The sequence below is a fragment of the Rhodococcus sp. MS13 genome, from assembly GCF_013277835.1.
In the GTDB taxonomy this organism is placed as follows: Bacteria; Actinomycetota; Actinomycetes; order Mycobacteriales; family Mycobacteriaceae; genus Rhodococcus_F; species Rhodococcus_F erythropolis.
Genome location: NZ_VBTL01000003.1, coordinates 190,979 through 206,861 on the forward strand (window position 1 = coordinate 190,979; position 15,883 = coordinate 206,861).

Consider the following 15,883-nt stretch of genomic DNA (forward strand, 5'->3'; position numbering starts at 1 on the left):
GTGATTGACCTCAAGTTTCTCCGTGAGAACCCCGAAATCGTCCGCGAGTCGCAGCGCACCCGTGGAGAAGATCCAGGACTGGTCGACGCTCTGCTCGAAGCCGACGCGTCCCGACGCGCTGCCGTTCTGACCGGAGACAACCTCCGCGCAGAGCAGAAGGCCTTCGGCAAGAAGGTCGGACAGGCATCTCCGGAGGAGCGTCCCGCGCTGCTCGAGGGTTCCAAGGAACTGGCGGCCAAGGTCAAGGAAGCCGAGGCCGCGCAACACGAGGCGCAGGCCGCGCTCGACTCCGCACACCGCGCGATTTCCAACGTCGTACAAGAAGGTGCGCCGGCCGGCGGCGAGGACGATTACATCGTGCTCGAACACGTCGGTGAGATTCCGAAGTTCGACTTCGAGCCGAAGGATCACCTCGAGCTGGGCGAGTCGCTCGGCCTGATCGACATGGAACGCGGCGCCAAGGTTTCGGGTTCGCGCTTCTACTTCATGACCGGCTACGGAGCCATGCTCCAGCTCGGACTGCTGCAGTTGGCTGCGCAGAAGGCGATCGCCAACGGATTCACGATGATGATTCCGCCGGTGCTCGTACGCCCGGAAATCATGGCGGGTACCGGCTTCCTCGGTGCTCACTCGGACGAGATCTACCACTTGCAGGATGACGACCTGTACCTTGTCGGAACTTCCGAGGTACCCATGGCCGGCTACCACTCGGGCGAGATCCTCGAACTGAACGAAGGCCCGAAGCGCTACGCCGGTTGGTCGTCGTGCTTCCGCCGCGAGGCCGGAAGCTACGGCAAGGACACCCGCGGCATCATCCGTGTCCATCAGTTCGACAAGGTCGAGATGTTCACGTACTGCCGTCCCGAGGATGCCGACGCCGAACACCAGCGTCTCCTCGGCTGGGAGCGAGACATGTTGGCGGCCATCGACGTTCCGTACCGCGTGATCGACGTCGCCGGCGGAGATCTCGGTTCTTCGGCTGCGCGTAAGTTCGACTGCGAGGCATGGGTTCCGACGCAGGGCACCTACCGCGAGCTGACATCGACGTCCAACTGCACGACTTTCCAGGCCCGCCGCCTCGGAGTTCGGTACCGCGACGAGAACGGCAAGCCGCAGACGGCTGCCACTCTCAACGGCACCCTGGCAACGACGCGCTGGATCGTGTCGATTCTCGAGAACCATCAGCAGGCCGACGGCTCGGTGCGAGTGCCCGAGGCATTGGTGCCGTTCGTCGGCACGGATGTGCTTCGCTGACACACTGAACAAACACAATCAGGGCCGCGACGGACTCCGTCGCGGCCCTGATTCGTACTTTCGTACTGGTAGGTTTGGAACTTTTTCTGAACTGGCGGAATATCAAATTTTTCCCGCCGATTGACGAGTTGACCACCAAAAGCGTTGTCGATAGACCGCTTTGGCGTTAGTTTTGCGTTCAATCGGGCTTCCATACCCTGCTTTTTTATCCCCCGTCAGGTGATGTGAGGGTGAGTCCGGGGTGAATTGGACAAGTGTCTTGCCAAAAGTAGTACACGTACTAGTTTTTTCGTTATGTTGTGACGGCGCGCACACGTTTTGTCCGAATCCACTGCTTATGTTTGCCCTTCCGAAGGAAGTGCCCATGCCCCAAATCTCTCAGTTGCGGCGATTCGCCGTGCCCATAACCGGAACCGCCATGGTCGCGGGGATGCTGCTGATCGGCACGCCCGCATCCGCCGCGATCTCGACCACCGGTTTCAAAACAGCGTGTGTCGCAGGCTCCATCATCGGAGACGTCCACAAGGTCACCGACAACCTCATCACGGTCGACGCACCCGCTTCTGTCCAACCCGGCGAGACTTTCACCTACCGAATTCAGCCGAGCGGAACGTCGTATCCGGACAAGGATTCCGGCGCGACGACTACGAACCTGTCACGTCTCAAGGTCGACTACGCAATCCCGGCCAACGCGACGTTCGTTTCCGCGGCCGTCGTCGCGGGCACCTCGGTCGGACTCGACAGCGTCGCACCGAACGTTCTCAGGGTCAACGACTCTGGCAACGTCGACGGTAGCGGCGGGATCCTTCGGCTGTCCGGAAACAACCAGGTGATCGGCAACAGTCCGACGACGAGTACCAACTCGGAGGGAGGTATTCGAGTACCGAAGTCCAAGAAGAACCTCGATGGCTCGACAAACGGAAACGGAGACACCTGGTTCCGGCTTCCCGCAGTCGACGTAACAATGGTCGCTGGTGCGACGGGAGTGATCCAACCGAAGGTGAGGACCGCGGGTACGGCCGGCAACCTCGGTGCCAGCGAAAACTTCAGCACTCAGCTCGCAAAGGCGAGTTTCCTTGGTACACAGTGGGCGCCGACCCGTTGCTCGCCCCGCGAGAACAAGGACACCACACCGCTCAATGCCGGCGCGGGTCCGCTCGCGACAATCAGCATTGCTTCGGCTCCGGTCGATGTCGAGACCACGACGTCGCTCTCGGTTCCGGCGACGGCGATCACGGGTACGGCGGTTGATCTGACTGCGACGGTTGCTCCGAACAATGCTGTGGGTACGGTGCAGTTCAAGTCGAATGGCACTGCGATCGGTTCGCCGGTGACGGTTTCCGGTGGAACCGCGACGCTGTCACATTCCTTCGATGCCGCTGGCGCTCAGAGTGTTACGGCGGACTTCACTGCCGGTGCAGGGTTTGTCAGCTCGTCGGCGTCTGCTCAGACGGTGACCGTTTCGGATCCGGCTCCGGTCGATGTCGAGACCACGACGTCGCTCTCGGTTCCCGCGACGGCGATCACGGGTACGGCTGTTGATCTGACGGCAACGGTGGCTCCGAACAACGCTGTCGGTACGGTGCAGTTCAAGTCGAACGGCACGGCCATTGGTTCGCCGGTGGCAGTCTCCGCGGGTGTTGCGACGCTGTCGCATTCCTTCGATGCTGCTGGTGCACAAAGTGTTACCGCTGACTTCACTGCCGGTGCAGGGTTTGTCAGCTCGTCGGCGTCTGCTCAGACGGTGACCGTTTCGGATCCGGCTCCGGTCGATGTCGAGACCACGACGTCGCTCTCGGTTCCGGCGACGGCGATCACGGGTACGGCGGTTGATCTGACGGCAACGGTGGCTCCGAACAATGCTGTCGGTACGGTGCAGTTCAAGTCGAACGGCACGGCCATTGGTTCGCCGGTGACGGTCACGTCGGGTGTTGCGACATTGAGCCACGCGTTCGATGCTGCTGGTGCACAAAGTGTTACCGCTGACTTCACTGCCGGTGCAGGGTTCGTCAGCTCGTCGGCGTCTGCTCAGACGGTGACGGTCTCGGATCCGGCTCCGGTCGATGTGGAGACCACGACGTCGCTGTCGGTTCCGGCTACGGCGATCACGGGTACTGCGGTTGATCTGACGGCAACGGTGGCTCCGAACAACGCTGTCGGTACGGTGCAGTTCAAGTCGAACGGTGCGGCGATCGGTTCGCCGGTGGCAGTCGCGTCGGGTGTTGCGACGCTGTCGCATTCGTTCGATGCTGCTGGCGCTCAGAGTGTTACCGCTGACTTCACCGCCGGTGCTGGCTTTGTCAGCTCGTCGGCGTCCGCTCAGACGGTGACCGTTTCGGATCCGGCTCCGGTCGATGTGGAGACCACGACGTCGCTCTCGGTTCCGGCGACGGCGATCACGGGTACGGCGGTTGATCTGACGGCAACGGTGGCTCCGAACAACGCTGTCGGTACGGTGCAGTTCAAGTCGAACGGCACTGCGATCGGTTCGCCGGTGACGGTTTCCGGTGGAACCGCGACGCTGTCACATTCCTTCGATACCGCTGGCGCTCAGAGTGTTACGGCGGACTTCACCGCCGGTGCAGGGTTCGTCAGCTCCTCGGCATCGGCTCAGACGGTGACGGTTTCTGATCCGGCTCCGGTCGATGTCGAGACCACGACGTCGCTCTCGGTTCCGGCGACGGCGATCACGGGTACTGCGGTTGATCTGACGGCAACGGTGGCTCCGAACAACGCTGTCGGTACGGTGCAGTTCAAGTCGAACGGCACTGCGATCGGTTCGCCGGTGACGGTTTCCGGTGGAACCGCGACGCTGTCACATTCCTTCGATACCGCTGGCGCTCAGAGTGTTACGGCGGACTTCACCGCCGGTGCAGGGTTCGTCAGCTCCTCGGCGTCCGCTCAGACGGTGACGGTTTCTGATCCGGCTCCGGTCGATGTCGAGACCACGACGTCGCTCTCGGTTCCGGCGACGGCGATCACGGGTACTGCGGTTGATCTGACGGCAACGGTGGCTCCGAACAACGCTGTCGGTACGGTGCAGTTCAAGTCGAATGGCACTGCGATCGGTTCGCCGGTGACGGTTTCCGGTGGAACCGCGACGCTGTCACATTCGTTCGATGCTGCTGGCGCTCAGAGTGTTACGGCGGACTTCACCGCTGGTGCAGGGTTTGTCAGTTCGTCGGCGTCGGCTCAGACGGTGACGGTCTCCGATCCGGCTCCGATCGACAAGGCGACGAAGACGGTTCTGAGCGTTCAGGGTGAAGCCAAGGTCGGACTGCCTGTTGATCTCTTCGCGACAGTGTCCGAAGATCCCTCGGACGCCCTGGTGCCGTCCGGCGGAACGGTTCAGTTCAAGATCGGTGGAGTCGATCAGGGTGCCCCGGTCGCGGTTGTTGACGGAGTTGCCAAGCTGCCGCACGTGTTCGGAGCAGAAGGCACCTTTGTAGTCTCGGCTGTATTCAGTGGCTCCGGCGTGTTCACGTCGTCCACCGCGGAATCCGTCGACGTCAATGTCACGGTTCCGACCCCGTCGGATGTCGAAAGCTCTACGTCGTTGACGGCTCCGTCTTCGGCAAAGGTCGGCACGTCGGTGCAGCTGAAGGCTGTGGTCAGTTCTTCCGGCGCGACGTCGGGAACCGTCCAGTTCTTCGATGGAACGACTCCGATCGGAACGGCCGTCGATGTTGTCGGTGGGCAGGCTGTGTTGAGCCACACCTTCACCACGACCGGCAACCATTCGATCACCGCGGTCTACAGCGGAGCCCAGGGCGTCACGGGTTCCACGTCGACTGCATCGGTTGTGAACGTCGGTAACGGGGGCGGTGACTTCGGTTCGCTCGGATCGTTGTCGCTGCCGTTCGGGTCCTGATTCTCCGATGAGGTGATGCCCCTTGCGCCCGACGGGTGCAAGGGGCATCGCTCTTCGCGAATCGATGATTGGTCGTTAGCAGAACTATCGGCAATTCGTGAATATTTGTCTGAAATAACTGATACAAGTACTACTTTCGACGGGTACTGTACGAGCGTCCAGCTCCATTCTGATTTCCGCTCTGTTCGAGTGACCTCCTTCCGTGCGGTTCCCGATCCACGTCTGTTGCTAGCTGAGGAGAGTTCGTGTTGGTGAGAAGAAGTTCCGCGGTTGTGGTGGCAGCGTTGGTCGGTGGCGTGCTGGTGGCAGGTGGTGTTGCTTCGGCTGCTCCGACGTCATCTCCCGCGGTGGAGAACACGATCGGGTTCAAGCTGGGTTGCGATGGTTATGAACATCTGGCTGTTGATATCGCGGATGTGTTTCATTCGACGGGTGCGACGGTGTCTGCGCCGGAGAAAGTGGTGGCGGGGTCGACGTTCACCTATCGGGTTCAACCGAATGTGATGTCGGTGCCGACGGGTGGGCACGCAGGCCGCAGTGTCGGTAAGTGGACGCGGCTCAAGTACGACTTCGATATACCTGCAGGGGTGTCGTTGGTGGATGCTCAGGTCGTGGCAGGTACTTCGTCGAATTTGTCCGGTGTGACTCCGTCGGTGATTCGGATCAACGACGGCGGTTCGCCAGATGGCGCGGGTACGCATCTGCGTATTTCGGGGAACAATCAGACTGCTGACTCAAACAACAAGGGCGGTAACGGCCCGAGCACGAGCAAGAACAGTGACGGTGGAATCGAGGTAGGGGCGGGGAAGACCTTCCGGTTGCCCGCGATCGACGTGACGGTGGTTGCCGGTGCCGCGGGTAGTACGGTGCAGCCGAAGTTGCGTGCCACAGATGGTGATTCGGGTGCGTTCAATTCGCCGAAGAATGCATTCACGTTCTTGCAGTACGAGACCCTTTGGCCGGGGTACTGGGAGCGGTACAACTGCTCTCCGCGCGATTCGAGTGGTGGTGGGTTGAATGCGGGTGGTCAGGCATTGGCCACCGTCAACGTCGTCTCGCAGGCGGCGACCACGACCGCAGTGACGTCCGGCGCGTCGGCAACGATCGGTCAATCGACGGATTTGATTGCGCAGGTCTCCCCGGCGCCGACAGGCGGCACCGTTCAGTTCAAGGATGGCGGGACTGACATCGGCGCCCCGGTGGCCGTCGCCAATGGCGTTGCCACACTGCCGCATACATTCACCGCGGCGGGAGATCACTCCATCACCGCTGTGTACGACGGAGTTCTCGAGTTCCTGACCTCAACGTCACCGGCGCGCACAGTGAGCGTGGCTGCTGCCGATGTACAGACGACCACGGCGCTGACAGTTCCGAGCAGCGCCGTCGAGCAGACCTCGGTCGCGCTGACCGCAAACATCTCTCCGGCAGCTGACGGCGGAACGGTCCAGTTCAAGGACGGTGGCACAGACATCGGCGGACCGATCGCGGTGACTGCCGGAGCGGCGACCCTGGATCACACGTTCACTACGACGGGATCGCACTCGATCACTGCGGTCTACTCAGGCACTGCAGGTTTTGGTGGTTCGACCGCGCAAGCTCAGACCATCGAGATCTCGAGCTCAGCGCTGAGTACGACTACAACGCTTCAAGTTCCGGCTGCTGCGATCACGGGCAGCGCGGTTGATCTGACTGCGACGGTTGCTCCGAACAATGCGGTGGGCACGGTGCAGTTCAAGTCGAACGGCACTGCGATCGGCACTCCGGTGGCAGTCTCCGCGGGTGTTGCGACGCTGTCGCATTCGTTCGATGCTGCTGGCGCTCAGAGTGTTACGGCGGATTTCACCGCCGGTGCAGGGTTTGTCAGTTCGTCGGCGTCGGCTCAGACGGTGACGGTCTCTGATCCGGCTCCGGTGGATGTCGAGACGACGACGTCGTTGTCGGTTCCGGCGACGGCGATCACGGGTGCGGCTGTTGATCTGACGGCGACCGTGGCTCCGAACAACGCTGTCGGTTCGGTGCAGTTCAAGTCGAACGGCACGGCGATCGGCACGCCGGTGGCAGTCTCCGCGGGTGTTGCGACGCTGTCGCACGCGTTCGATGCCGCTGGCGCGCAGAGCGTTACGGCTGACTTCATCGCTGGTGCGGGGTTTGTGGGTTCGTCGGCGTCGGCTCAGACAGTGACGGTCTCGGATCCGGCTCCGGTGGATGTGGAGACGACGACGTCGCTCTCGGTTCCGGCGACGGCGATCACGGGCGCGGCGGTTGATCTGACTGCGACGGTTGCTCCGAACAATGCGGTGGGTTCGGTGCAGTTCAAGTCGAACGGCACGGCCATTGGTTCACCGGTGACAGTTTCCGGTGGAACCGCGACGCTGTCGCATTCGTTCGATGCTGCTGGTGCTCAGAGTGTTACGGCGGACTTCACTGCCGGTGCTGGCTTTGTGAGTTCGTCGGCGTCGGCTCAGACGGTGACCGTTTCGGATCCGGCTCCGGTCGATGTCGAGACCACGACGTCGCTCTCGGTTCCCGCTACGGCAACTACGGGTGCGGCGGTTGATCTGACCGCGACGGTTGCTCCGAACAACGCTGTGGGCACGGTGCAGTTCAAGTCGAACGGCACGGCCATTGGTTCACCGGTGACAGTTTCCGGTGGGACCGCGACGCTCTCGCACATCTTCGATGCTGCTGGTGCTCAGAGCATTACCGCGGACTTCACCGCTGGTTCCGGATTCAAGAACTCGGTTGCGAGTGCGAAGTCAGTTCAGGTGAGTGTTGCCGACCAGGAATCCGTCGTCGAACTGAATATCCCCACCGATGCCAAAACTGGTGTGGCGACCGACTTGTGGGCAACAGTCCGAACGTCGTCGGATGACGCTGTCGGCGTCGGAACCGTGCAGTTCTACGACGGTGGCGGCGCGATCGGCGGTCCTGAACCGGTTACGGCCGGCGCTGCTGGTCTGTCGCATACGTTTACCTCTGCGGGTGCGCACAGCATCACGGCGGTTTACTCGGGAGGAGCCGGTGTAGTCGGGTCCTCGGCCCAGGCGCGGACGGTGAATGTAACGGACCCTGTGCCTTCGGATGTCACCACGGAGACAGTGGTGACGGCGCCTGCCGATGCTGTGGTGAACAAGTCGGTGACCTTGTCGGCGACTGTCAGTTCGGTGCAGAACGGTGGAACGGTGCAGTTCATGGATGGGGACACCCCGATCGGTGACGCTGTGCCAGTGGTCAACGGGATCGCGGCGCTGAACCACGCCTTCGCCACAACCGGCGCGCATTCGATTTCGGCAATCTACAGCGGCGCAGCCGGATTCACAGGCTCCACCTCGGCGGCCCACGCAATTCAGATCAAGGCTGCAACCGGCGGTGGCACGGGCAGCCTCGGTTCAGGCAGCGCTGGCTCGAGCGATTTCCTTCCCTTCGGTTCCTGACCGGAACAGTTCAGGTCGCGGCCCCGAGGCAGTATCCCTCGGGGCCGATCGACAGGGTGAACTGCATCGGGCGTGAGTTACCGATCCCGTCAGTGACGGGCAGGGTGACACGGAGGTAGTCGCCGCGAACCGGGGTGACTGTTGCGGCGGCGGCATCAAAAGACTTGATACCGGCCAGTTGATTCGGATCGAGCTTGAGCGGCGGCTGGCCGGTGGCGCCGGTGCCGTCCGGATCCCAGGGGCTGTTGCCTGGGCAGATCAGCGGATAGAACGTCTCGACGTCGCGGGTGTTGACCGGCCGTCCCGTGGCGCGTGAGAGAAACCGGACGACGGCATGGGAAGCGTCGGCCGGGGTGTAGAAGTTGGATTGCCCCGCAGGGAAGACGAACGGGCACGCATAGCCGGAAGCGATCTCCGAGCGTTTGGCGGCGACGGAGAGTCCGCCGCCACTCCAGGTGACCGCGTACTGGCCGTCGACACCTGGCGCGGCGATGGCCGTCAAGATGGCGGGCACATCCGAGTATCGGTCGGCAATTGTTGTGGGCGGCATCGTCCAGCATGCGTTCGTGAGCGCGTCGACGTCCAAAGACACCAGGTCCGTTGCCCAGGCCGCCAAGGCCGGCGCAGCAGCCGGATTACCGGGCACGTCACCAACCGGAGGTGGCGCGACCGGCGTGGCGGGCGCAGTGGTGGTCGTGGGCGCGAGAGTGGTTGTCGTCGTGGTTTCCGTCGTAGGCGGAGACGGTTCGTCCGTCAGGATTCCTGTCCGTCCGTCGTCCTCACATGCGGTTATCGCCAACGTCATGGCGAGTGCGACTGCCCCCACTGCCGCTCGTCCTGCCGACTTCATTCGTTCTTACGCCCCTTTTGCGACATTCTGACCAACATCCACCCCATAACTGCTGCGGGTCAGATCACGGATTCCCGTCTACGCTAGCGAACTGTGGATCCCGTTTACAGAACAGTCATCGGCATCGCCCGTACCGTCTTCGCTTTCGAGGGCCTGAAGTTCTCCGTCAAGGGAGAGCAGAACATCCCGGCGTCCGGTGGCGCCGTGATCGCGATCAACCACACCGGATACATGGACTTCACGTATGCGGGACTGCCGGCGCGGACCCCCAAGCGCTACATCCGGTTCATGGCGAAGAAGGAGGTCTTCGACAACAAGATCTCCGGACCGATCATGCGGGCCCTCAAGCACATCCCGGTCGACCGCGGCGCGGGCGCCGACTCCTACAAGGCGGCCGTAGATTTCCTGAAGCGCGGTGAATTGGTGGGCGTGTACCCCGAAGCGACGATCAGTCGGAGCTTCGAGATCAAGGAATTCAAGTCCGGAGCCGCCCGGATGGCGATCGAGGCGGGCGTCCCGATCGTTCCCGTCGTCATCTGGGGCGCTCAGCGCGTGTGGACGAAGGGTTATCCGAAGCGTTTGGGCCGCACCAACACTCCCATCTCCATTGCCGTCGGCGAGCCGATTGCACCTTTCGAACCGGCGAGTGAGCTGACGGCGAAGCTACGGTCGACGATGCAGGAGTTGCTACTCGATCTGCAGAAGGACTACGACCATCCCGCCGGCGAGTACTGGGTACCGGCCCGCCTCGGTGGCAGCGCGCCGACGCTCGAGCAGGCCGACAAGATGGATGCCGACGAGGCCGAGGCGAAAGCCAAAGCACGTGAGGCGCGGAAGTCCGAAGGCTGACCCATGTCCTTCGAACCCGTTTACACCGCCGTCGAGGTAGTCGCGCGTGGTCTGAGCGGTTTCCAGGGCGTGAAAGTCACCCGCACCGGGACGGAACACGTCCCGGTGTCCGGCGGTGCCGTCATCGCGATCAACCACACGAGTTACCTCGATTTCATACCGGCGGCCCTGGCGGTCGGCACCGCGAAACGCAAGCTCAGAGTGATGGCCAAGGCTGAGCTGGCGGACAACAAGGTCCTCGGCTTCCTCATGCGTGGATGCGGCGTCATCGAAGTGGACCGCTCCGCCGGAGCGCAGGCGTATCGAGCCGGAGTCGACGCCCTCGAGCGTGGCGAATTGGTGGGCGTCTACCCGGAAGCGACGATCAGCCGGAGCTTCGAGATCAAGGAAATGAAATCCGGAGCAGCTCGGATGGCCATCGACGCCGGCGTGCCGATAATTCCGCTGATCGTCTGGGGCGCCCAGCGGATCGTCACCAAGGGCGGACCGAAAAATCTGGGCCGCAATCATTTCCCGATCTCGGTGGAGGTGGGTGCACCGATCGATCCGGTCGAGCCCGCCGAAGCGCTGAGCGAGATCCTGCGCATCGAGATGGATGCGATCCTGCGCCACGTTCAGGACGGATTCGTGCACGAACCCGGGGCGTACTGGGTGCCTCGCCGACTCGGCGGTGGCGCGCCGACGCCGGCGGAAGCCGCGGCCATGGACGCACAGGAACGCGCGAAGCGGGCGCGCTGAGCGAGACCGTCGTACCGGGCAGGCACAATGGCGGTGTGAGCCCAGACCGTCGTATCAGCCCTGACCGCCCAACCTTGGTTGCGACCGATGTCGACGGCACCCTCATCGATCACGACGAGTTGGTCAGTGCCCGCACCCGCGCCGCCGTGCATGCCGTCGTCGAATCCGGCACGCCGTTCCTGCTGGCCACCGGACGTCCTCCGCGATGGATTTCGCCCGTCGTCGAAGGTTTGGGATACGCGCCACTCGCGGTCTGCGCAAACGGTGCTGTTGTCTACGACAGTTACGCCGACCGCGTCCTCAGCGCCGCGACCTTGTCGGTCGACGCACTCACCGAACTCTCCGAGCTGGCTCTGGTTGCACTTCCCGGGTCGGGATTGGCCGCGGAACGGGTGGGGGAGAGCGCACACGACGCCGCCACCCCACAGTTCGTCAGCTCACCAGATTACGAACACGCCTGGCTCAACCCGGACAACACCGAGATGTCCGAGGACGAAGTGCTTGCGGCGCCGGCCGTCAAACTCCTGATTCGCCGTCCAGGCATGACCAGCACGGCGATGTACGACACGCTCGCCCCGCACGTCGGTGCGCTCGCCGACATGACGTACTCCACCGAGAACGGACTGATCGAACTCTCGGCGCCGGGAATCACGAAAGCGTCCGGCCTGGTTGCCGCGGCCGAAAGGTTCGGCTTCGACCTGTCGGGTCTGGTTGCCTTCGGGGACATGCCCAACGACATCCCGATGCTGGGGATGGCACGCCTCGGCGTTGCCATGGGCAACGCTCACCCCGAAGCCAAAGCCGCAGCCGACGAGGTCACCGACACCAATTCGGCGCACGGGGTCGCAAAAGTCCTCGAGCGCTGGTGGTCGTAGAACCCACCAGCGCCCGAGGACGTGTACTGCGCGAGTGTCAGCCGACAGGCGCGCTGTTGGCCATTTCCTGGGCAAAGGTCTCGTTGTAGGTCTTGAGGACCTTCGTGACCATGCCGGTGATCTGGTTGAAGATCAGCGAACCGTTCTCGAAGTCGCTGCGCAGGCCGTCCGGGATCGAGTATTCGTCCGAGATCGGCAATCCGAGTTCACCCGCGTCGGAACCGAAGCTCTGCCACGACTTGAAGATCTCGCCGAGCACGGTGAACACTCCGCCGTTGGGTGAGGTGTAGACAGCGCCGTTCTGGAACAACGCACCCTGGTTGCCGAGCTTCGCCTGCAGGATTCCGGACAGCGCCTGGCCGAGGCGTCCGAGGTCACCACCTTCGGCGATCCACTTCTGCGCGAGCGGTGAATTGTCGGTGATCTTCAGAATCTGGGTGACCAGATCCGGGATCGACGATCCGGTGCCACCGGTGACCGTGTCGACCGGAGTGGTCGGCTTGGGCGCAGGCGTCGACGGATTGGAGGGGTTCGACGGGTTCAACGATCCGCCGATATTCGCGGCCGCGATGTTCCGGATGTCGTTCATGTGTGCGTATGCGGCATCACCAGGGCAAGCCGTGTTTCCGACGTCGCGGTGGGCGAAGATGATCGGCAGATCCACTGCTGCGCCCTGCGGGTACGGAGTGAATTCCGTGCCCTCGGAGTACATCGTCGTTCGGCCCTTCGGGTCGAGGCCGGCCAGGCCGAGCTTCCAACCGAGGAACTTGCCGACGGCGTTGAGCGTCGCCTGCGAAGGCTCGACGGTGGAGTAGTCACCCATCATCGCGATACCGGTGGTGTTCTCGTTGAAGCCGCCGGCGTGCGCGCCCTGAACTGCTTTGTCGAGTCCGCCTGCGCGGCCTTCGAAGGTCTGACCGTACTTGTCGACGAGGACGTTGTATCCGACGTCGCACCAGCCGAGAGTGCGTGCGTGGTAGGCGTAGATCGAGCGGACGATGCCAGCCGATTCTTCCTTGGTGTAGTTGTTGCTGCCCGCGGTGTGGTGAACGGTTGCTCCACCGGTGAAGTCGTCGTACGTGGGGGAGTCGCAGCGAAGTGACTCGTCGGCTCCCCACTGTGCGCGGGTGATGACGGAGGGTCCACTGCCGCCGAGCGGTGCCGCGACTGCCTGCAGATTGCTGTCCGCGTCGCTGGTACCCGGATCGATCAACACTGCGGTAACGGCATCTGCTGCCGTCGTCGCCTGGCGAAGCGGCTTGGACACCGAAGCCGGGGTGTACCCGAGTTCGCCGGTGGCTGCGGGTGCTTCCGCAGGCACAGGTGCTTCGGCCGGCGCTTCGGCAGGCACAGGCGCTTCAGCAGGTGCTTCGACAGGTGCGGGTGCGGCTTCCGGAGCCGGCACAGCTTCGGCCGCGGGGGCAGCGACACCCTGCGGGGTGAGGATCTGGATGGACTTGGTGGCGCCGACGAAGACAGGTTCGGTGGCGGTACCGGCGTTGGTGGCCTGATCCGAACTGGCGGAGTCGATGGCGTCAGGGGTGAACCACGGACCCCAGGTGCCGTCTTCGGCCAGGGCGCGGACCTTGGACTGCGCCGAAGCGAGCGTGTCCGAGGTCAACGCGACCATGCTGAACGGAGTGTCGCGGGTGACTTCCTTGACCACGGCACCTGGCTCTTCCTCGGAAGGAACCGGAGCGGTTTCGGTCGGGGCACCGGGAGCAGCGGGTGCCGGGAAGAGCTCGGTCGGCAACGTGATCCCTGGAGGTAGCGGGATTTCGGTCGGGAGCTTGAGGTTTCTGAGATCGCCCAGGTTGATGTCGGGGAGATCGAGACCGGTCAGCTCCTTGACCGGAATGATGATGTCGGGCACCGACGCGAGGAGCACCTCTGCGATCTGGGTCGGCACTGCTACTGACGTCGTTTCGTTCGCGGAACGTACATCGGACGTAGTGCTCGTGAAGCCGTAGACCGCAAAAGGACTTGCGACAGCCACTGCGGCTACAGCCCCGAGTACGAGCGAGGGCTTCGGTCGACGGTGTGGCAAGGGATTACTCCTCGGTTGTAGTTACTTGCGAGCGAACTTCAGGGCCGATGACGGCCGTGAACGGAATCCTTCAAAACCGGATCCGAGCAGGTCGGATGCCATGTTCTGGGGTTGAACTCCAGTTTTCGGACGCGTACGTCTGCAACTCGTGATGCTGATGTGACTCGTGTGACTGGTGTTGCTAACTCCAAACACTCTTGCCACACTAGTCACAAAAGTCCATAACGCTCAACCTTAGGGTGAGACTTTAGTTAAATCGTTGTGGACTGGCCTGCGCGCGAAGTACCGACTTCGCGGACTCGTGAGGCCGGTAGCGATGAGGAGAGCATTGATGGCGAGAAGCGGAAGAAGCGGAACTGCAGGTAAGAAGCCTGTGTCCGGTCGCGCAGGTCGCTTTCTGGTGGGCGGACCCGGGAGGCGAACCTCGCTGATGCGGGTCTCGGTCCTCGGTCTCGTTCCGGCTCTTGCGCTCGGCGTCGCGATCGGAGGTTTCACGCAAATCCGCGCTGACGAGCCATCGATCCTGCACGCCGTCGCCGCCGATACACAATTCACGCTCTCCGGTCATGGCAACGGACACGGCCGCGGAATGGGGCAGTGGGGCGCTTACGGCTACGCCAAGAACGACGGCTGGTCCGGCGAGCGAATCCTCAGTCACTACTACGGCGGAACCGTCCTGGACTCCTTGCCGCCCGCCCAGATGAGTGTGCGGCTCACAGCCCAGGACAACTCGACGCTCGACGTCTACTCCGACGCCGGCCTCGTGGTCAACGGTCAGCGCACCGCGCCGGGCGAGGCTGCCCATCTCACTGCACTGCCCGGTGGCGGTGCGCAGGTGGTTGTCACCAGCGGGTGTGGTGGCGGGGTTGTCTGGGAAGCGGTCACCGAGCATCCGTGGGTGGATCCTGTGGATCTCAGTCCCGATCGACCCGCCGACCAGTTCCTGAAGCTGTGCAACAACGACGCGCCCTATCGCGGCGCCCTCGGCGTAGTGCTCGACAACGGCTCGGCTCGGACGGTCAATCTCCTCGACATGGAGGACTACCTGCTCGGCGTGGTGCCGGTCGAGGCGAAAGCCGAATGGGCCGATTCCGGTGGGGCCGAAGCACTACGGGCGCAAGCCGTGGCGGCGCGCTCGTACGCTGCGACCGAGCATCGCAGCTCGTACGCCGACACGTGCGACACTCAGGACTGCCAGGTCTACGGCGGAGCTGGCAAGGAAGATCCCCGGACCACTGAAGCCGTTCGGTCCACCGCCGGCGCCGTTCTGTCGCGTGACGGCAAGATTGTTGCCACCGAATTCTCTTCGTCCACAGGAGGTTACAGCTCCGGCGGTGAATTCCCGGCCGTCGAGGATCTCGGTGACGCCCTTTCGCCCAATCACGACTGGACAGTGAATCTGACCGCGGGTGAGATTGCGGACGCCTTCGATGTGGGCGAGCTGCAATCGCTCAAGATTCTCTCGCGCAACGGATTCGGTACCGACGGCGGGCGAGTGACGGCAGTCGAGGTGGTCGGAACAGATGCAACTGTTGGCGCCACCGGAATGCAGTTCCGTCAGAAACTCGGCCTGAAATCGGACTGGTTTACCGTCGGCCACGGCGCTGGTGTGGTAGTGGCACCGGATTCGGAATCGACAGTGCCGGAATCCAATTCGCCATCCGACGATCCATCGGGTACGGTTACGGAGACGCAGATCGAGAAGAAGTATCGGGAGCTCGGCGGTGAAAGCGGCTCTCTCGGTGCTCCTGCCGGCCCGGAGATGCAGTTGCCCTCCGAAGCAGGCACTTTCCGTGTCTACGAAAACGGAACCATCATCTGGACAAAGGTTTTGGGTGCGCAGGTAGTTGATGCCAACGTGCTCCGCGAGTGGATACCGACGGGCGGAAGCTAGGGGAAGGTCGGTCGGTAGCGACTCGCACGTATCGACTCTGAAGGGTCTCTGCCGTAACCCGGCGGAGGCCC

9 protein-coding genes are annotated in these 15,883 nt (G+C 63.0%); 7 read left to right on the forward strand and 2 right to left on the reverse strand.

From position 1 onward, the window contains the following. The 3 genes from serS to FEZ59_RS06645 all read left to right on the forward strand — a co-directional run bounded on the left by serS (position 1) and on the right by FEZ59_RS06645 (position 8,559). Complete coding sequence (gene serS / locus FEZ59_RS06635; protein ID WP_003945400.1) at positions 1–1,254, forward strand: serine--tRNA ligase; 1,254 nt, start codon at positions 1–3, stop codon at positions 1,252–1,254. A 364-nt stretch (positions 1,255–1,618) separates the two neighbouring features. Then, positions 1,619–5,125, forward strand: a complete 3,507-nt coding sequence (locus FEZ59_RS06640) for an Ig-like domain-containing protein (protein ID WP_242459739.1) — start codon at positions 1,619–1,621, stop codon at positions 5,123–5,125. A gap of 251 nt (positions 5,126–5,376) precedes the next feature. Next, the gene (locus FEZ59_RS06645) at positions 5,377–8,559 is read left to right on the forward strand and encodes an Ig-like domain repeat protein (protein WP_172932451.1); all 3,183 of its coding nucleotides are present in this window, start codon (positions 5,377–5,379) and stop codon (positions 8,557–8,559) included. A 10-nt stretch (positions 8,560–8,569) separates the two neighbouring features. Here FEZ59_RS06645 and FEZ59_RS06650 read toward each other — a convergent pair whose 3' ends face one another. Further along, on the reverse strand, positions 8,570–9,409 hold the full coding sequence (locus FEZ59_RS06650; protein WP_097388048.1) for a hypothetical protein: 840 nt from the start codon (positions 9,407–9,409) through the stop codon (positions 8,570–8,572). Between the two features lie 93 nt (positions 9,410–9,502). Here FEZ59_RS06650 and FEZ59_RS06655 point away from each other — a divergent pair, with 93 nt between their 5' ends. Genes FEZ59_RS06655 through FEZ59_RS06665 form a run of 3 tightly spaced genes read left to right on the forward strand, consistent with a single transcriptional unit; the run spans position 9,503 to position 11,871 of the window. Next, positions 9,503–10,258 carry a lysophospholipid acyltransferase family protein gene (locus FEZ59_RS06655; protein WP_020905757.1) on the forward strand — a complete coding sequence of 252 codons (756 nt, stop codon included), beginning with the start codon at positions 9,503–9,505 and terminating at the stop codon, positions 10,256–10,258. 3 nt (positions 10,259–10,261) lie between these two features. Beyond that, positions 10,262–10,996 carry a lysophospholipid acyltransferase family protein gene (locus tag FEZ59_RS06660; RefSeq protein ID WP_029254200.1) on the forward strand — a complete coding sequence of 245 codons (735 nt, stop codon included), beginning with the start codon at positions 10,262–10,264 and terminating at the stop codon, positions 10,994–10,996. Positions 10,997–11,049: 53 nt separating this feature from the next. Beyond that, positions 11,050–11,871 (forward strand): Cof-type HAD-IIB family hydrolase, encoded by an 822-nt coding sequence (locus tag FEZ59_RS06665; RefSeq protein ID WP_024488043.1) that lies wholly within the window; start codon positions 11,050–11,052, stop codon positions 11,869–11,871. 37 nt (positions 11,872–11,908) lie between these two features. Here the strand turns inward: FEZ59_RS06665 and FEZ59_RS06670 are convergent, their stop codons facing one another. Next, on the reverse strand, positions 11,909–13,918 hold the full coding sequence (locus FEZ59_RS06670) for an N-acetylmuramoyl-L-alanine amidase (protein ID WP_070796556.1): 2,010 nt from the start codon (positions 13,916–13,918) through the stop codon (positions 11,909–11,911). Positions 13,919–14,249: 331 nt separating this feature from the next. Between FEZ59_RS06670 and FEZ59_RS06675 the strand changes: the two genes are divergently transcribed. Beyond that, positions 14,250–15,812 (forward strand): SpoIID/LytB domain-containing protein, encoded by a 1,563-nt coding sequence (locus FEZ59_RS06675; protein ID WP_172932452.1) that lies wholly within the window; start codon positions 14,250–14,252, stop codon positions 15,810–15,812. Positions 15,813–15,883 lie beyond the last annotated feature (71 nt).